Here is a 15,280-nt window from a genome sequence, read left to right as displayed (position 1 = left end):
AAAACAGGAGTCTGGCACATGCGCGACATCATGGGCATGATGGGCAAGGTCAAGGAAATGCAGGCCAAGATGGAAAAGCTGCAGGCGGATATCGCCGCGCTTGAAGTCGAAGGCAAGTCCGGCGGCGGTCTCGTCACCGTGAAGCTGAACGGCAAGGGCAGCATGCTCGGCCTGAAGATCGATCCGTCGCTCTTCAAGGAAGACGACGTCGAAATCCTCGAAGATCTGATCGTTGCCGCCCATAATGACGCCAAGGAACGCGCCGAGGCCATAACTGCAGAAAAAACCAAGGAAATCACCGCCGGCCTGCCGATCCCGCCCGGCATGAAGCTACCGTTCTGATAGTCTCTCGAAATCAGACTTCCAGCATGGCGCGGAAGCGGCTTGCAAGCGGCGTGTCGAGATAGGCAGCGCGTTCGTCCTCGGTGAGTTGCATGGGGCGGAAGCGCTGCAGAATAACCGGTATGGGCAGTTTCGTTCCCTGATAGGGTTCAAACACAACGTCCTCACCAGCCATGAGCATTCCGCCTTTCAGGACCCGGCAGTAAAAGCCCGGATGGCCCGCCTTGCGGAAGCGCGGGGCGAAATCGGGCTCGCCGATCCGGGCTGAGAGGGTCGCGCAGGGAATTCGGGCAGCCGTCACCTCCAACGCCACCTCCTTGGTCCGGAACCTGTCGCCCACATGCAGCTTTGCGCTGTCGATGCCCCCCAGGACCAGATTTTCCCCGAAAAAACCGGGCTCGATGCTGAGACCAAGCGTGTCGGACCAGAAATCGAGATCCACGGAGCCCATGGCGTAAATCGCCTGATCCGGCCCGCCGTGATGTTTGCGATTGCAGACGGCGTCGCTGACAATGCCTTCAGCATCCACAATCACCGCACCTTGCACGGCATGTTTGAAAATGCCCGTCTTTGCCGTCTTTCCCGGCAGGGTCGTCGCCTCGCCCCGGCATACCGCCCTTATTTTCATGGACTGCCCTTTGCGCTTCATGATTCCCGTTTCCCGATTTATGCAGTAGAAAGCGCTCATGGCAAAACGAGTCACCGGCCCCGAAATCGAAAAACTGATCCAGCTGCTTGCAAAAGTGCCGGGGCTTGGGCCCCGCTCGGCGCGGCGGGCGGCGCTGCATCTCATCAAGAAGAAGGAACAGCTTCTTGGGCCTCTCGGCCATGCCATGGGTGAGGCCTATGACAAGGTGAAGATCTGCTCCTGCTGCGGCAATGTGGATACCATCGACCCCTGTACCGTCTGCACCGACGAGCGGCGTGACCAGGCGGTCATCATCGTGGTGGAAGACGTTTCGGATCTGTGGGCGCTGGAGCGGGCGGGCGCCATGAACACCGCCTATCACGTGCTGGGCGGTACGCTGTCGCCGCTTGATGGCGTCGGGCCGGAAGATCTGAACATCAAGGGATTGATCGATCGCGTCAGCGTCGGCGGTATCCGCGAACTCATCATCGCGGTCAATGCGACGGTGGAAGGACAGGCGACCGCCCATTACATCACCGACCGTCTGGCCGATTTCGGCGTCAAGATCACCCGGCTTGCGCATGGCGTGCCGGTGGGCGGCGAACTGGACTATCTCGACGAAGGCACATTGACGGCCGCGCTTCGGGCGCGCACGACGATCTGACGCCTTCCCTCCCCGTCATCCAAAGAGGAGACCGAATGCGAAACCGATTTGATTCCTTGTCTTGGCGCATTTCCGGACGGAAAAGCTTTAAGGCACTGGCCGCCATTCTTTCCGTTTTTTCAGCAACGACCGCTTTTGCGCAGTCGGCACCGACAGGCGCAGCCGCAGCCCGATACGACGCCGAATTTAACGTCTGGCTGAAAAAGGAAATCTGGCCGGAAGCCCGCAAGGCCGGCATATCGCAGAAAACACTTGAGGCCACGCTCAGCGGTCTTTCCATCAGCTGGAACCTGCCTGATCTCGTTATCCCCGGCCAGAAACCGCCGAAGGAACAGAGCCAGAGTCAGGCGGAATTCTCCTCCCCGGGAGCCTATTTCTCCGAAAAACGGCTGCAGGGATTGGCCGGCACCGGCCGCTCGCTTGCCGCCACGCATGCGGCGACGCTGCGCAGGATCGAGGCGAAATACGGCGTGCCCGGCAATATCGTCATCGCGATCTGGGGCCGCGAATCCGGTTTCGGCCGGGCAAAACTGCCGCATTCGGTGGTCGATGTGCTGGCGACGAAAGCCTATATGTCCACCCGCAAGGAGATGTTCCGCACCGAGCTGATCGACGCGCTGAAAATCGTCGAGAGCGGCGATATTGCGGCCTCGCGCATGATGGGCTCCTGGGCCGGCGCGCTCGGCCAGCCGCAATTCATGCCGTCGAGCTATCTCAAATATGCCGTGGATTTCGATGGCGACGGCCACCGCGATATCTGGAATTCCGTGCCGGACGCGCTGGCATCCATAGCGAACTATCTTTCCCAGCGCGGCTGGCAGCGCAATCGCGACTGGGGTTTTGAAGTATCGATCCCCGCCAATGTTTCCTGCGCGCAGGAGGGCCCCGACCTTGCCCGGCCGGTGGCCGACTGGGCGAAGATGGGCATTACCCGCATTTCCGGAAAAGCCTTTCCGTCCAATGACCTATCCGCTGATGGCATGATGCTGGTTCCGGCCGGACGTCACGGGCCGGAATTCGTGGTGACGCCGAATTTCTACGTCATCAAGGAATATAATAATTCCGATCTCTACGCGCTCTTCATCGGCAATCTCGCCGACCGCATCGCCCATGGGGCAGGCCCGTTCAAGGGTGAATGGGGCAATGTCGGATCGATGCTGCGCTCGGATGTTCTCGCCATGCAGAAGGCGCTGGTGGCCAAGGGCTACGATGTCGGCAAGGCGGATGGGCTTGCGGGCTTCAAGACGCGCCGGTCGCTCGGAGACTGGCAGGCGAAAAACGGGCTCTCACCGACGTGTTTTCCAGATGCAAGCCTGAAGGCTAAGCTGAAATAGCACGTTACCGGCGACGTCGGAAAACCTCTCCGTCGTCATGCTCGGGCTTGTCCCGAGCATCTGCAACCGATTGATTTAACGATACGTGGTTGGATCCACGGGACAAGCCCGAGGATGACATCGAGGGTTATGGCAAGGGCCATCAATAGCCTTTTTACCTGTCCCGTTTCTGCCTCTCCCAGCCTCTCAGTGCTGGTCGGTATGGGGTTTGTGGAAGATATCGTCGGTCGGCGGAATGGTCTGCCGCTCGATCATCCGGTGCACGCGCGGCCGGGTCTTGCCGCGATGAAGCTCAAGCAGCCTGTCCCAGGCCTCCGCATCCGCCTGGGTGCGGCGGTGGTTGTGGCGGACATATTCCACCCATGTCGGCACATGGTAGCTTTCCGTCCAGATGTCAGGATTTTCCAGGTCGCGCATCAGGTTCCAGTTGCGTGCGCCATCACGCAGGCGGATGCGGCGGCGCTCCGCCATCAGCGGCAGGAACTCGCCGAGATCCTCGTCGTGGATTTCATAGTCGATGAGGATGGCGATCGGCCCACTGCGCGGCTTGATATCGAGCCTCAGCGGCGGCTCCACGAAGCGATTGAGCGGATCGAGATTGAGCGAGGCGAAGGCGGGCATGGCGAGCTTGAAGCCGACCACCACGCCAAGCAGCATCAGCACGCAGGAACAGAGAAGCGAGTAGGAAATGCCGTAATCTTCCGCGAGTTCACCCCACAGCCAGCTGCCGACCGCGATGCCGCCGAAAGTCAGCGTCTGGTAAAGCGACAGCGCCCGGCCGACCACCCAGCGCGGGGTGGAAAGCTGGACGATGGTATTGAACAGGGAAAGCGCCAGAACCCAGCAGGCGCCGGCCACCGTCAGGACAAGCGAGGTGATGATCGCACTCGTGCTGATTGCCGTCACGCCGGAACTGAAAGCGAAGCCTAAAAAGGCGACGCGCACGATCCATTCGCTGGACATGACTTCCCTCAGCCGGGCGCTGATGAGCGCACCGCCGATGGCGCCGACACCAAATGCACCCAGCATGACACCGTACGTCAGCGGCCCGCCTTCGACCAGATCGCGGGCGACGATCGGCATCAGGGCCAGGATGGCGCTGGCGGAGAGGCCAAAGAGAAAGCCGCGCACCAGCACCTTGCCGATATTGGGCGACATGGCCACATAACGCATGCCCGCAGAAATGGCGGCGAGAAGCTGCTCGCGCGGCAATGTCGAGGCATATTTCGGCGGCTGCCAGCGCAACAAGGCGTAGATCAGGGCGAAGTAGCTGAGCGCATTCACGAAAAACGCGGCGGCAGCACCTGCGGCCGCGACGATGATGCCGCCGATGGCCGGGCCGACGCTGCGGGTGATGTTGAAGCCGACGCTGTTCAATGTCACGGCGGCGGGCAGATCCTCGCGCGGCACCATTTCACCGACGGAAGCCTGCCAGGACGGATTGTTGAGCGCTGTGCCGCAGCCGATCATGAAGGTGAAGAAGAGCAGCAGCCAGGGCGTGAGCCAGCCGGACCAGGCAAAAACCGTGAGCAGAACGGAGGCCGTCAGCATCAGGAACTGCGCGGAAATCATGATGCGGCGACGGTCGAAACTATCAGCCAGCGCGCCTGAAATGAGTGAGAACATCATGATCGGCAGCGAGGTGGAGGCCTGCACCAGCGCGATCATGTTTTCCGAACTCGACAGCGACGTCATCATCCATGCGGCACCAACCGCCTGGATCAGTCCACCGAAATTCGAGGCAAGGCTGGCGACCCAGATTCGTCTGTAAGTCAAATGCCTTAAAGGCGTGAGTGGCGATTTACGGTCAGGCACGATCAGTCCACTTAATGCAACTGCGATCTATCAAACGGCAACTATAGACAGTGCCGACAATCATGCCAGCCTTTCCGACACGGTAAGGGTGAAAATATGGCCGGGGCCGTCACCGAAGTGGGGCTGCCTGCGAAAACCTTGCAATCCTGCCCCGATGGGTCTATATGACCACTGAAATTCTTGATCGCTTGATGAAGAGTGGGGCCGCAAGGCTCCGCTCTTTTTCGTTAGGCGAACCGGAAACCACGGGCTTCAGGGCCCGGCGAAAAAATCAACGACCGGAAGGCCAGATGGCAGACACCACATATGAACCGCGACTGATAACCGAAACGGGCATCGATCAGCGCATCGCCGAGATCATCGAGCCTGTTTTGACGGGCATGGAATATCTTCTGGTGCGCGTGCGGCTCTCCAACCAGAACGGCATGACGCTTCAGGTCATGGCTGAGCGCGAAGACGGAACAATGACCGTCCAGGACTGCGAAGCCATTTCGATGGCGATTTCACCTGTTCTTGATGTGGAAGATCCGGTCGATAAAGCGTATCATCTCGAAGTTTCCTCGCCCGGCATCGACCGGCCGATGGTTCGCAAATCGGATTTCACCCGCTGGCAGGGTCATCTGGTGAAGGTCGAAACCTCCATTCTGGTCGAGAACCGCAAGCGGTTTCGCGGCAAGATCGTTGAGGTCGATGCGGATGGCTTCAAGCTGGAACGCGACCAGATCGCCTATGGCGAGGAGCCGACAGTCATCATTCCGTTCAGCGCGCTTTCGGATGCGAAGCTCATTCTGACGGATGACCTTATTCGTGATGCACTGCGGGCAGACAAGGCGGCAAAGGCCGCCGCCGCAAACCAGAACGACGAAAACGAAGCAGACGAAGACTAATTCCAACGTAAAGCCCGAAAACGGGCGACCAACGCAATTATGCGACTTACGGAGACAGAAAAATGGCAGTGAGTGCTAACCGGCTTGAGCTTCTGCAGATCGCCGATGCTGTGGCGCGCGAAAAGGTCATCGACCGCGAAATCGTGCTTGCCGCAATGGCCGACGCTATCCAGAAAGCCGCCCGCTCGCGCTATGGTTCGGAAACCAACATTCGCGCCGACATCAACTCCAAGACCGGCGAAATCCGCCTGCAGCGTCTTCTGGAAGTTGTCGAGGCGGCCGAAGATTATTCGACCCAGATCCCGCTCGCACTGGCCCGCGACCGCAACCCGGACGCCAAGCTCGGCGACTTCATTGCCGATCCGCTGCCGCCGATGGATTTCGGCCGTATCGCCGCCCAGTCCGCCAAGCAGGTGATCGTGCAGAAGGTTCGCGAAGCCGAGCGCGACCGCCAGTATGACGAGTTCAAGGATCGCATCGGCGAAATCGTCAACGGCACCGTCAAGCGCGTCGAATATGGCAACGTCATCGTCGATCTCGGCCGTGGCGAAGGCATCATCCGTCGCGACGAGATGATTCCGCGGGAGAACATGCGTTACGGCGACCGCGTGCGCGCTTACGTCTACGACGTTCGCCGCGAGCAGCGTGGCCCGCAGATTTTCCTGTCGCGTACCCATCCGCAGTTCATGGTGAAGCTCTTCACCATGGAAGTTCCGGAGATTTACGACGGCATCATCCAGATCAAGTCGGTTGCCCGTGACCCCGGTTCGCGCGCCAAGATCGCCGTCATCTCGAACGACTCGTCGATCGATCCGGTCGGCGCCTGCGTCGGTATGCGCGGTTCGCGCGTTCAGGCCGTCGTCGGCGAATTGCAGGGCGAAAAGATCGACATCATTCCGTGGAGCCAGGAGCCGGCCTCCTTCATCGTCAACGCCCTGCAGCCGGCAGAAGTCGCCAAGGTCGTTCTGGACGAAGAATCCGAGCGCATCGAAGTGGTCGTTCCCGACGAGCAGCTTTCGCTCGCCATCGGCCGCCGCGGCCAGAACGTACGTCTGGCATCGCAGCTGACCGGCTGGGATATCGACATCATGACCGAGCAGGAAGAATCCGAGCGCCGTCAGAAGGAATTCAACGAGCGTACGGCACTCTTCATGGACGCCCTCGACGTCGATGAGATGGTCGGCCAGGTTCTGGCTTCCGAAGGCTTCGCGCAGGTCGAAGAACTCGCTTATGTCGATCTCGACGAAATCTCCTCCATCGATGGTTTCGATGAGGATACCGCCGATGAAATCCAGACCCGCGCCCGCGAATATCTGGAACGCCTGGAAGCCGAAATGGACGCCAAGCGCAAGGAACTCGGCGTTACCGACGAGCTTCGCCAGATCGACGGCCTGACCTCGCAGATGATGGTTGCGCTGGGTGAAGACGGCATCAAGACCATCGAGGACTTTGCCGGTTGCGCTGCGGACGATCTGGTCGGCTGGAGCGAACGCAAGGACGGCGAGACGAAGAAGTTCGAAGGCATCTTCTCCAAGCTCGACGTATCGCGCGTCGAGGCTGAGAACATGGTTGTGCAGGCCCGTCTTCTGGCTGGCTGGATCACGGCCGAGGAGCTCGCTTCCGAAGAGGAAGCCGATCTCGAAGCTGCCGAGGAGGCGGATACCGCCGAACAGGAATGACATCGCAGGCGCATGAGCTGGACGAGCTGCCCGAAACCGATGAGGACGGGCGGCTTGCTGGCAACGTCAATGGACGTATGTGCATTGTGACACGGCAGAGCGGATCGCCAGACGAGCTGATCCGCTTCGTCGCAGGGCCGGATGGCAACGTCGTTCCGGATCTGAAACGCCAATTGCCGGGGCGCGGCTGCTGGGTAACACCCGAGCGCGCCCTGATCGAGAAAGCCATTGCGAAGAAGCTCTTCGCACGGGCTCTCAAACGCGACGTCAAGGCCGGGCCGGAGCTTGTTGCTCTTCTTGACCGGCTGATGGCGCAGCAGCTTGCGGGAATGATGAACATGGCACGCAAGGCGGGCCAGTTCATCAGCGGCGCAACGAAGGTCGATGCCGCCGTCCGGTCCGGGAACGCGATTGCCGTGTTCCACGCGAACGATGCTGCGGCCGACGGCGTGAGAAAACTGGACCAGGCCCGAAAGGCCTGGGCGCTCGGCAGCGATGCCGGCAATGAAATTCCGTCTTTCCGGCTCTTCAGTGGAGCCGAAATGGACGAGTTGATGGGCCAGAATGCTTTTATCCATGCTTGCGCGCTTGCGGGGCAGGCGGGTGAGGGTGTAGTGAAGCGCGCAAAGATGCTTGAGCAGTACCGCCTTGGCGGTCAGCCTGAGGCGGAACGCGACGCTGCCCGGACAGAACAATGACGCGGTTACCGAACATGAGCGGTCGCCGCGTTCCGATGCAGCAATTGAACGACGAGGCCTGATGGACGTCATCCGGTTTTCGTCCGAAGGAACGGGAACGGAATGACCGACAACAACGACGACAAGACACTCAATGCGCCGGCCAAGAAGACTCTTACCCTGAAACCGGGCGGGATGAATCAGGGCACCGTGCGGCAGGACATGGGTCGAGGTCGCACAAACGCGGTTGTCGTGGAAACACGCAAGCGCCGCCCCCTGCGTCCCGAAGACGAGAAGCCGGTTCAGCCTGTTGCAGCACCACCGAAGCCGGTTGTAGCAGCAGCCCCGGCGCCTTCGGCGCCGCGCCCGCAGGCCCCCCAGCCGCGTATTCACCAGCCAGGTGGCCAGCAGCAGCGCCCGGGTTCTTCCCAGTCGCAGCAGCGTCCCGGCTCGTCCGCACCCCAGCAGCGCCAGCCTGACCGGCCGCGCGGCAATGTTCTGCACGACCTTTCAGCAGGCGAGATGGAAGCCCGTCGCCGCGCGCTGATGGAAGCGCAGGCCCGCGATGTCGTGGAAGCCAAGCAGCGCGCCGAAGACGAAGCGCGCCGCAAGGTCGAGGAAGAACGCCGCCTCGCCGCCGAAAAGGAAGAGGCAGCACGCCGCGCCATCGAGGAAGCTGCAGCCGCAAAGGTGGCGGCTAGCCAGCCTGCCGTTGAAGCAAAATCCGAACCGGCCGATGAAAAGCCGGCACAGGCCGCAGCACCGGCGCCACGCGCCGATGCCCGTCCTCAGCCTGCAGCCGCCGCTCCCCGCTCCGCTCCTGGCACGCCTGAAACCGTCGCTCCGCGCGGACGCCGCGCTGGTGGTGATGACGAGGACGATCGCGGTGCGCGCCGCGGCAGCAGCCTTCCGGCACGCGGCAAGGTCGCGGCGCCGGTTCCGGCCAAGCCCGCCGCCCGCCTGAAGACGGAAGAAGAACGCCGTCGTGGCAAACTCACCGTTACCTCGTCCAATCTGGATGAGGACGGCACGCCGCGTGGCCGCTCCATGGCATCCATGCGCCGCCGTCAGGAGAAATTCCGCCGCAGCCAGATGCAGGAAACCCGCGAAAAGGTCATGCGCGAAGTCATCCTGCCTGAGACCATCACCATTCAGGAACTGTCGCAGCGCATGTCCGAACGCGCCGTCGACGTCATCAAGTTCCTGATGAAGGAGGGCCAGATGATGAAGCCGGGCGACGTGATCGACGCCGATCTGGCGGAACTGATCGCCGTCGAATTCGGCCACACCGTCAAGCGCGTGTCTGAATCCGACGTTGAAGAAGGCATCTTCAACCAGGCTGACGACGCAGGCGAGATGGTTTCCCGTCCGCCGGTGGTCACCATCATGGGTCACGTCGACCACGGCAAGACCTCGCTGCTCGACGCCATCCGTCAGGCAAATGTTGTTGCTGGCGAAGCCGGTGGCATCACCCAGCATATCGGTGCCTATCAGGTCGAAAAGAACGGCCAGAAGATCACCTTCATCGACACCCCCGGCCACGCCGCCTTTACGGCAATGCGTGCCCGTGGTGCGCAGGCGACTGACATTGCCGTGCTGGTTGTTGCCGCAGACGACAGCGTGATGCCGCAGACGATCGAATCCATCAATCACGCCAAGGCTGCCGGTGTTCCGATCGTCGTTGCGATCAACAAGATCGACAAGCACGAGGCAAACCCTGAAAAGGTTCGCCAGCAGCTGCTGCAGCACGAAGTTTTCGTGGAATCGATGGGTGGTGAAGTTCTTGACGTCGAAGTGTCGGCCAAGAACAAGCTCAATCTCGACAAGCTGCTCGAAGCGATCCTGCTTCAGGCGGAAATCCTCGATCTCAAGGCAGATCCAAGCCGCACCGCAGAAGGCACGGTCATCGAAGCCGAGCTGGACCGTGGACGCGGCGCCGTCGCCACCGTTCTCGTGCAGAAGGGTACGCTGAAGCCCGGCCAGATCATCGTTGCCGGTGACCAGTGGGGCCGTGTGCGCGCGCTCGTCAACGACAAGGGCGAACACGTCAAGGAAGCCGGTCCGGCCATGCCGGTCGAAATCCTCGGCCTTTCCGGCACGCCGTCGGCCGGTGACCGTTTTGCGGTTGTCGAAAACGAAAGCCGCGCCCGCGAGATTTCCGAATACCGCCAGCGTCTGGCACGCGACAAGGCTGTCGCCCGCCAGACCGGTCAGCGCGGCTCGCTGGAACAGATGATGAGCCAGTTGCAGACTTCGGGATTGAAGGAATTCCCGCTGGTCATCAAGGCGGACGTGCAGGGTTCGGTCGAAGCCATTATCGCTTCGCTCGACAAGCTCGGCACAGACGAAGTCCGCGCTCGTGTCGTTCACTCTGGTGCTGGTGCCATCACGGAATCGGATATCTCGCTTGCCGAGGCATCCAACGCCGCGATCATCGGCTTCAACGTTCGCGCCAACGCACAGGCACGTACGGCGTCCGAACGCGCCGGTATCGAAATCCGCTACTACAACATCATCTACGATCTGGTGGATGACGTGAAGGCGGCGATGTCGGGTCTGCTTTCGCCGGAACGTCGCGAGACCTTCCTCGGCAATGCCGAAATTCTCGAGGTGTTCAACATTACCAAGGTCGGCAAGGTCGCGGGTTGCCGCGTCGTCGAGGGCAAGGTGGAACGTGGTGCGGGTGTGCGTCTGGTGCGCGACAACGTCGTTATCCACGAAGGCAAGCTCAAGACCCTCAAGCGCTTCAAGGACGAAGTCAACGAAGTGCCTGTTGGTCAGGAGTGCGGTATGGCATTCGAAAACTACGAAGATATCCGCGCCGGCGACACCATCGAGTGCTTCCGCGTCGAGCACATCACGAGAACGCTCTAAGCGTCTCGCCGCAAAACAGGATTTTTCTGTCGGGCGCCGGCTTAACCGGCGCTCGCTCCGTTTGAGGCATTACCAATGGCAAAAGCAACATCATCGGCCCCTTCGCAACGCATGCTGCGTGTCGGCGAACAGGTGCGCGCCGCACTGACCCAGATTCTCCAGCGCGGTGAAGTCCGTGACGACCTGATCGAAAGCACCGTCATTTCCATCTCGGAAGTGCGCATGTCGCCCGATCTCAAGATCGCGACCGCTTACGTGACGCCGCTTGGCGTTGCGGATCACACCGACATCATCAGCGCCCTCAACCGCCACGCCAAATTCATGCGCGGACGTCTGGGCCCCCAGCTGCGGCAAATGAAATACATGCCGGAACTGCGTTTCCGCGACGATACGAGTTTCGACAATTACCAGAAGATCGACGCACTCCTGCGGTCACCGGAGGTGCAGCGCGATCTTGGACCTTCAAACGAAAAAGACGACGAACAGAACTGAAGCATGTCCAAACCACGTAAACAGCAGCACCGCAAACCCAAGGGCCGCCCGATTTCGGGCTGGCTCATTCTCGACAAGCCGCTCGATTTCGGCTCCACCGAAGCCGTTTCCAAGATCAAGTGGCTGTTCAACGCCCAGAAGGCCGGCCACGCCGGCACGCTCGATCCGCTGGCTTCCGGCATGTTGCCGATTGCGCTGGGTGATGCCACCAAGACGGTTCCCTACGTCATGGACGGCCGGAAAATCTACGAGTTTACCGTCACCTGGGGCGAGGAGCGCACGACCGACGATCTGGAAGGCGAGGCCGTCAATTCCTCCGACCAGCGCCCCGACGAACAGGCGATCCGCGATATTCTGCCCAATTACACCGGCGTTATCATGCAGACGCCGCCGCAGTTTTCCGCCATCAAGATCGCCGGCGAGCGCGCCTATGATCTGGCGCGCGACGGCGAGACCGTGGAAATCCCGGCACGCGAAGTGGAAATTCACCGCCTGACACTGCTCGCCTGCCCCGATGCCAACACCGCCCATTTCGAGGTGGAATGCGGCAAGGGAACCTATGTGCGTGCACTCGCGCGCGACATGGGCCGCGATCTCGGTTGCTACGGCCATATTTCGCAATTGCGGCGTACCATGGTTGCGCCGTTCGGCGAGGACATGATGGTGCCGCTCGAGACCTTGACGGCGCTGGAAGCGATCGAAGATCGCGACGAGCGGCTTGAAGCACTGGACGCGTTTCTGATCGATACGGCAGAGGCGCTTTCCGCCCTTCCCCGCCTCATCATCAACGACGACCAGGCGCACCGGCTGAAAATGGGCAACCCTATCCTGCTGCGCGGGCGCGATGCGCCGGCCAATCACCCGGAAGCCTATGCCACCGCGCATGGCAAGCTGGTCGCCATCGGCGAGATCGGCGAAGGAGAATTCAGGCCGAAGCGGGTTTTCGGCTGAAACGGCTCCATCTATTCGCCTATGCGTTCCCCAACTGAAAACCGCTTCACACCTTTCCTGGAAACGCTCTGGGAGGCGCAGTCAATCGCCTCTTTCAATTGTACCCGGAATAGTTTATAGGCAGCGCCAGCTTGGGCTTTGCCTTTGCTGCCGAATGGCCTGAGCTGGACGACATCCCGGCTCTAGGCGTCCCATTTTTCCTTAAAATAGAAAGGATCGTCCGATGTCGATTACTGCAGAGCGCAAAGCCGCCCTCATCAAGGAATATGCAACGAAGGAAGGCGACACCGGTTCTCCGGAAGTTCAGGTCGCTATCCTGACCGAGCGGATCAACAACCTCACCGGTCACTTCAAGGACCACAAGAAGGACAACCACTCCCGTCGTGGCCTTCTGACGCTGGTTTCGAGCCGTCGTTCGCTTCTCGACTATCTGAAGAAGAAGGACGAAGCCCGTTACAGCAAGCTGATCGGTGCTCTCGGCATTCGCCGCTAAAACCTTATCCGGCGGGTCTCGCAAAGATACCCGCCGGTTTTTATATCCGGCCTTTTGAAGGTCATCGTGAATTTCCGGGCGTTTGCCACATCTATGGCCCCCGAACGATAAGGTAGCCCCGGATGGGCCGGTGTCGCCTTTTCAACCGCAGACCTGTCATGGGGCAGGATTGCCGGATGCTTGGACTTCGAAAGCCTCCGGCTGTCTTGCCCGTGATTGAGTCGTTCTTTGCCCCTACAAGGCGGGCAAGTACAAACAAGGACAAGATATGTTCAATCAACACTCCGTGGAAATCGAATGGGCAGGCCGCCCGCTGAAGCTCGAGACCGGCAAGGTTGCCCGTCAGGCTGACGGCGCCGTCATCGCAACCTACGGCGAGACGATGGTTCTCGCGACCGTAGTTTCCGCAAAGTCCCCGAAGCCCGGCCAGGACTTCTTCCCGCTCACCGTCAACTACCAGGAAAAGACCTACGCGGCCGGCAAGATCCCCGGTGGTTACTTCAAGCGCGAAGGCCGTCCGAGCGAAAACGAAACGCTGGTTTCGCGCCTGATCGACCGCCCGATCCGCCCGCTCTTCCCGGAAGGCTACAAGAACGACACGCAGGTTGTCGTCACCGTCATCCAGCACGATCTGGAAAATAACCCGGACGTTCTGTCGATGGTTGCCACCTCCGCAGCACTGACGCTTTCCGGCATCCCGTTCATGGGCCCGATCGGCGGCGCGCGCGTTGGCTACATCAACGGCGAATATGTTCTGAACCCGCATCTCGACGAGATGGAAGAATCCACTCTCGATCTGGTTGTCGCCGGCACCTCCGACGCTGTTCTGATGGTTGAATCGGAAGCCAAGGAACTGAACGAAGACATCATGCTCGGCGCCGTCATGTTCGGCCACAAGGGCTTCCAGCCGGTCATCGACGCGATCATCAAGCTCGCCGAAGTTGCCGCCAAGGAACCCCGCGAATTCGAACCGGAAGACTTCTCCGCGCTCGAAAACGAAATGCTGGCGCTCGCCGAAGCCGAACTGCGCGATGCCTACAAGATCACCGAAAAGGCTGCCCGTTACGCTGCCGTCGACGCTGTCAAGGCGAAGGTGAAGGCGCACTTCCTGCCGGAAGAAGGCGAAGCCAAGTATACGCCGGAAGAAATCGGCGCTGTCTTCAAGCACCTTCAGGCCAAGATCGTTCGCTGGAACGTTCTCGACACCAAGAGCCGTATCGATGGCCGCGACCTGTCGACCGTTCGTCCGATCATCTCGGAAGTCGGCCTTCTGCCCCGCACGCACGGTTCGGCACTGTTCACCCGTGGTGAAACCCAGGCGATCGTTGTTGCGACGCTCGGCACCGGCGAAGACGAGCAGTATGTCGACAGCCTCACCGGCATGTACAAGGAACGCTTCCTGCTGCATTACAACTTCCCGCCCTACTCGGTCGGTGAAACAGGCCGCATGGGCTCCCCGGGCCGTCGCGAAATCGGTCACGGCAAGCTCGCATGGCGCGCTATCCGCCCGATGCTGCCGACTGCGGAACAGTTCCCCTACACGCTGCGCGTCGTTTCCGAAATCACCGAGTCCAACGGCTCCTCGTCGATGGCAACGGTTTGCGGCACCTCGCTTGCACTGATGGACGCCGGCGTTCCGCTGGCAAAGCCGGTTGCCGGTATCGCCATGGGTCTTATCCTTGAGGGCGAGCGCTTTGCGGTTCTCTCCGACATCCTCGGTGACGAAGACCACCTTGGCGACATGGACTTCAAGGTCGCCGGTACTGCCGATGGCATCACCTCGCTGCAGATGGACATCAAGATCGCCGGTATTACCGAAGAGATCATGAAGATCGCTCTGGAGCAGGCACAGGGTGGCCGCAAGCATATCCTCGGTGAAATGGCCAACGCCATCACCGAGAGCCGTGGCCAGCTCGGCGAATTCGCACCGCGCATCGAAGTGATGAACATTCCGGTCGACAAGATCCGTGAAGTCATCGGTTCCGGCGGCAAGGTCATTCGCGAAATCGTCGAAAAGACCGGCGCGAAGATCAACATCGAGGATGACGGCACCGTCAAGATCGCTTCCTCTTCCGGCAAGGAAATCGAAGCGGCTCGCAAGTGGATCCACTCGATCGTTGCAGAACCGGAAGTCGGCCAGATCTACGAAGGCACGGTCGTCAAGACCGCCGACTTCGGCGCTTTCGTCAACTTCTTCGGCGCCCGCGACGGCCTCGTTCATATCTCGCAGCTTGCTTCCGAGCGTGTTGCCAAGACCTCTGACGTCGTCAAGGAAGGCGACAAGGTCTGGGTCAAGCTGATGGGCTTCGACGAGCGTGGCAAGGTTCGCCTGTCCATGAAGGTTGTCGACCAGGCCACCGGCCAGGAAGTCGCTGCCGACAAGAAGAAGGAAGACGGCGAAGCCGCTGCCGAATAAGGCCGCGCCGCCAGACCCTATCGAGGCG

At 60.6% G+C, this 15,280-nt stretch carries 13 protein-coding genes; 11 read left to right on the top strand and 2 right to left on the bottom strand.

Going from position 1 to position 15,280, the window contains the following annotated elements:
- The first annotated feature begins 18 nt into the window (after window positions 1-18).
- Window positions 19-342 carry a YbaB/EbfC family nucleoid-associated protein gene (locus tag JZY08_RS14020; RefSeq protein WP_003492973.1) on the top strand — a complete coding sequence of 108 codons (324 nt, stop codon included), beginning with the start codon at window positions 19-21 and terminating at the stop codon, window positions 340-342.
- A gap of 13 nt (window positions 343-355) precedes the next feature.
- On the opposite strand, the gene JZY08_RS14015 is transcribed toward JZY08_RS14020, so the two are convergent.
- Window positions 356-991: an MOSC domain-containing protein gene (locus JZY08_RS14015; RefSeq protein WP_216330471.1), complete on the bottom strand. Its 636-nt coding sequence runs from the start codon at window positions 989-991 to the stop codon at window positions 356-358.
- Between the two features lie 37 nt (window positions 992-1,028).
- Here JZY08_RS14015 and recR point away from each other — a divergent pair, with 37 nt between their 5' ends.
- Window positions 1,029-1,634: a recombination mediator RecR gene (recR, locus tag JZY08_RS14010; RefSeq protein ID WP_003492968.1), complete on the top strand. Its 606-nt coding sequence runs from the start codon at window positions 1,029-1,031 to the stop codon at window positions 1,632-1,634.
- Window positions 1,635-1,669: 35 nt separating this feature from the next.
- Window positions 1,670-2,968, top strand: coding sequence for a lytic murein transglycosylase (locus JZY08_RS14005; RefSeq protein WP_216330470.1), 1,299 nt, complete (start codon window positions 1,670-1,672; stop codon window positions 2,966-2,968).
- Between the two features lie 186 nt (window positions 2,969-3,154).
- Here JZY08_RS14005 and JZY08_RS14000 read toward each other — a convergent pair whose 3' ends face one another.
- Entirely contained in the window at window positions 3,155-4,783 is a 1,629-nt protein-coding gene (locus JZY08_RS14000) for an MFS transporter (protein WP_035241342.1), read from the bottom strand.
- A 290-nt stretch (window positions 4,784-5,073) separates the two neighbouring features.
- Here JZY08_RS14000 and rimP point away from each other — a divergent pair, with 290 nt between their 5' ends.
- The 8 genes from rimP (at window position 5,074) to pnp (ending at window position 15,252) form a co-directional block, all read left to right on the top strand.
- Window positions 5,074-5,670, top strand: coding sequence for a ribosome maturation factor RimP (gene rimP, locus JZY08_RS13995; RefSeq protein ID WP_003492962.1), 597 nt, complete (start codon window positions 5,074-5,076; stop codon window positions 5,668-5,670).
- A gap of 62 nt (window positions 5,671-5,732) precedes the next feature.
- Entirely contained in the window at window positions 5,733-7,349 is a 1,617-nt protein-coding gene (gene nusA / locus JZY08_RS13990) for a transcription termination factor NusA (protein ID WP_137038449.1), read from the top strand.
- Entirely contained in the window at window positions 7,346-8,047 is a 702-nt protein-coding gene (locus JZY08_RS13985; RefSeq protein ID WP_216330469.1) for an RNA-binding protein, read from the top strand. The genes nusA and JZY08_RS13985 overlap by 4 nt, the downstream gene beginning before the upstream one ends.
- A gap of 102 nt (window positions 8,048-8,149) precedes the next feature.
- Entirely contained in the window at window positions 8,150-10,900 is a 2,751-nt protein-coding gene (gene infB, locus JZY08_RS13980) for a translation initiation factor IF-2 (RefSeq protein ID WP_216330468.1), read from the top strand.
- Between the two features lie 75 nt (window positions 10,901-10,975).
- Complete coding sequence (rbfA, locus tag JZY08_RS13975) at window positions 10,976-11,392, top strand: 30S ribosome-binding factor RbfA (RefSeq protein WP_035241339.1); 417 nt, start codon at window positions 10,976-10,978, stop codon at window positions 11,390-11,392.
- A 3-nt stretch (window positions 11,393-11,395) separates the two neighbouring features.
- The gene (truB, locus tag JZY08_RS13970) at window positions 11,396-12,343 is read left to right on the top strand and encodes a tRNA pseudouridine(55) synthase TruB (protein ID WP_137038445.1); all 948 of its coding nucleotides are present in this window, start codon (window positions 11,396-11,398) and stop codon (window positions 12,341-12,343) included.
- Window positions 12,344-12,566: 223 nt separating this feature from the next.
- On the top strand, window positions 12,567-12,836 hold the full coding sequence (rpsO, locus tag JZY08_RS13965; RefSeq protein WP_003492949.1) for a 30S ribosomal protein S15: 270 nt from the start codon (window positions 12,567-12,569) through the stop codon (window positions 12,834-12,836).
- 268 nt (window positions 12,837-13,104) lie between these two features.
- Window positions 13,105-15,252 carry a polyribonucleotide nucleotidyltransferase gene (gene pnp, locus JZY08_RS13960; RefSeq protein WP_082183370.1) on the top strand — a complete coding sequence of 716 codons (2,148 nt, stop codon included), beginning with the start codon at window positions 13,105-13,107 and terminating at the stop codon, window positions 15,250-15,252.
- Window positions 15,253-15,280: the final 28 nt, after the last annotated feature.

The organism is Rhizobium sp. X9 (assembly GCF_018873185.1).
GTDB lineage: Bacteria > Pseudomonadota > Alphaproteobacteria > Rhizobiales > Rhizobiaceae > Agrobacterium > Agrobacterium oryzihabitans.
This window is presented reverse-complemented; position numbering and strand designations above follow the sequence as displayed.

Excerpts from the sequence above, each read along its gene's own strand:
- JZY08_RS14015 (WP_216330471.1), bottom strand. The coding sequence starts at position 991 with ATGAAGCGCAAAGGGCAGTCCATGAAAATAAGGGCGGTATGCCGGGGC.
- recR (WP_003492968.1), top strand. The coding sequence starts at position 1,029 with ATGGCAAAACGAGTCACCGGCCCCGAAATCGAAAAACTGATCCAGCTG.
- rimP (WP_003492962.1), top strand. The coding sequence starts at position 5,074 with ATGGCAGACACCACATATGAACCGCGACTGATAACCGAAACGGGCATC.
- truB (WP_137038445.1), top strand. The coding sequence starts at position 11,396 with ATGTCCAAACCACGTAAACAGCAGCACCGCAAACCCAAGGGCCGCCCG.
- pnp (WP_082183370.1), top strand. The coding sequence starts at position 13,105 with ATGTTCAATCAACACTCCGTGGAAATCGAATGGGCAGGCCGCCCGCTG.
- JZY08_RS14020 (WP_003492973.1), top strand. The coding sequence starts at position 19 with ATGCGCGACATCATGGGCATGATGGGCAAGGTCAAGGAAATGCAGGCC.
- JZY08_RS14005 (WP_216330470.1), top strand. The coding sequence starts at position 1,670 with ATGCGAAACCGATTTGATTCCTTGTCTTGGCGCATTTCCGGACGGAAA.
- nusA (WP_137038449.1), top strand. The coding sequence starts at position 5,733 with ATGGCAGTGAGTGCTAACCGGCTTGAGCTTCTGCAGATCGCCGATGCT.
- rbfA (WP_035241339.1), top strand. The coding sequence starts at position 10,976 with ATGGCAAAAGCAACATCATCGGCCCCTTCGCAACGCATGCTGCGTGTC.
- rpsO (WP_003492949.1), top strand. The coding sequence starts at position 12,567 with ATGTCGATTACTGCAGAGCGCAAAGCCGCCCTCATCAAGGAATATGCA.
- JZY08_RS13985 (WP_216330469.1), top strand. The coding sequence starts at position 7,346 with ATGACATCGCAGGCGCATGAGCTGGACGAGCTGCCCGAAACCGATGAG.
- infB (WP_216330468.1), top strand. The coding sequence starts at position 8,150 with ATGACCGACAACAACGACGACAAGACACTCAATGCGCCGGCCAAGAAG.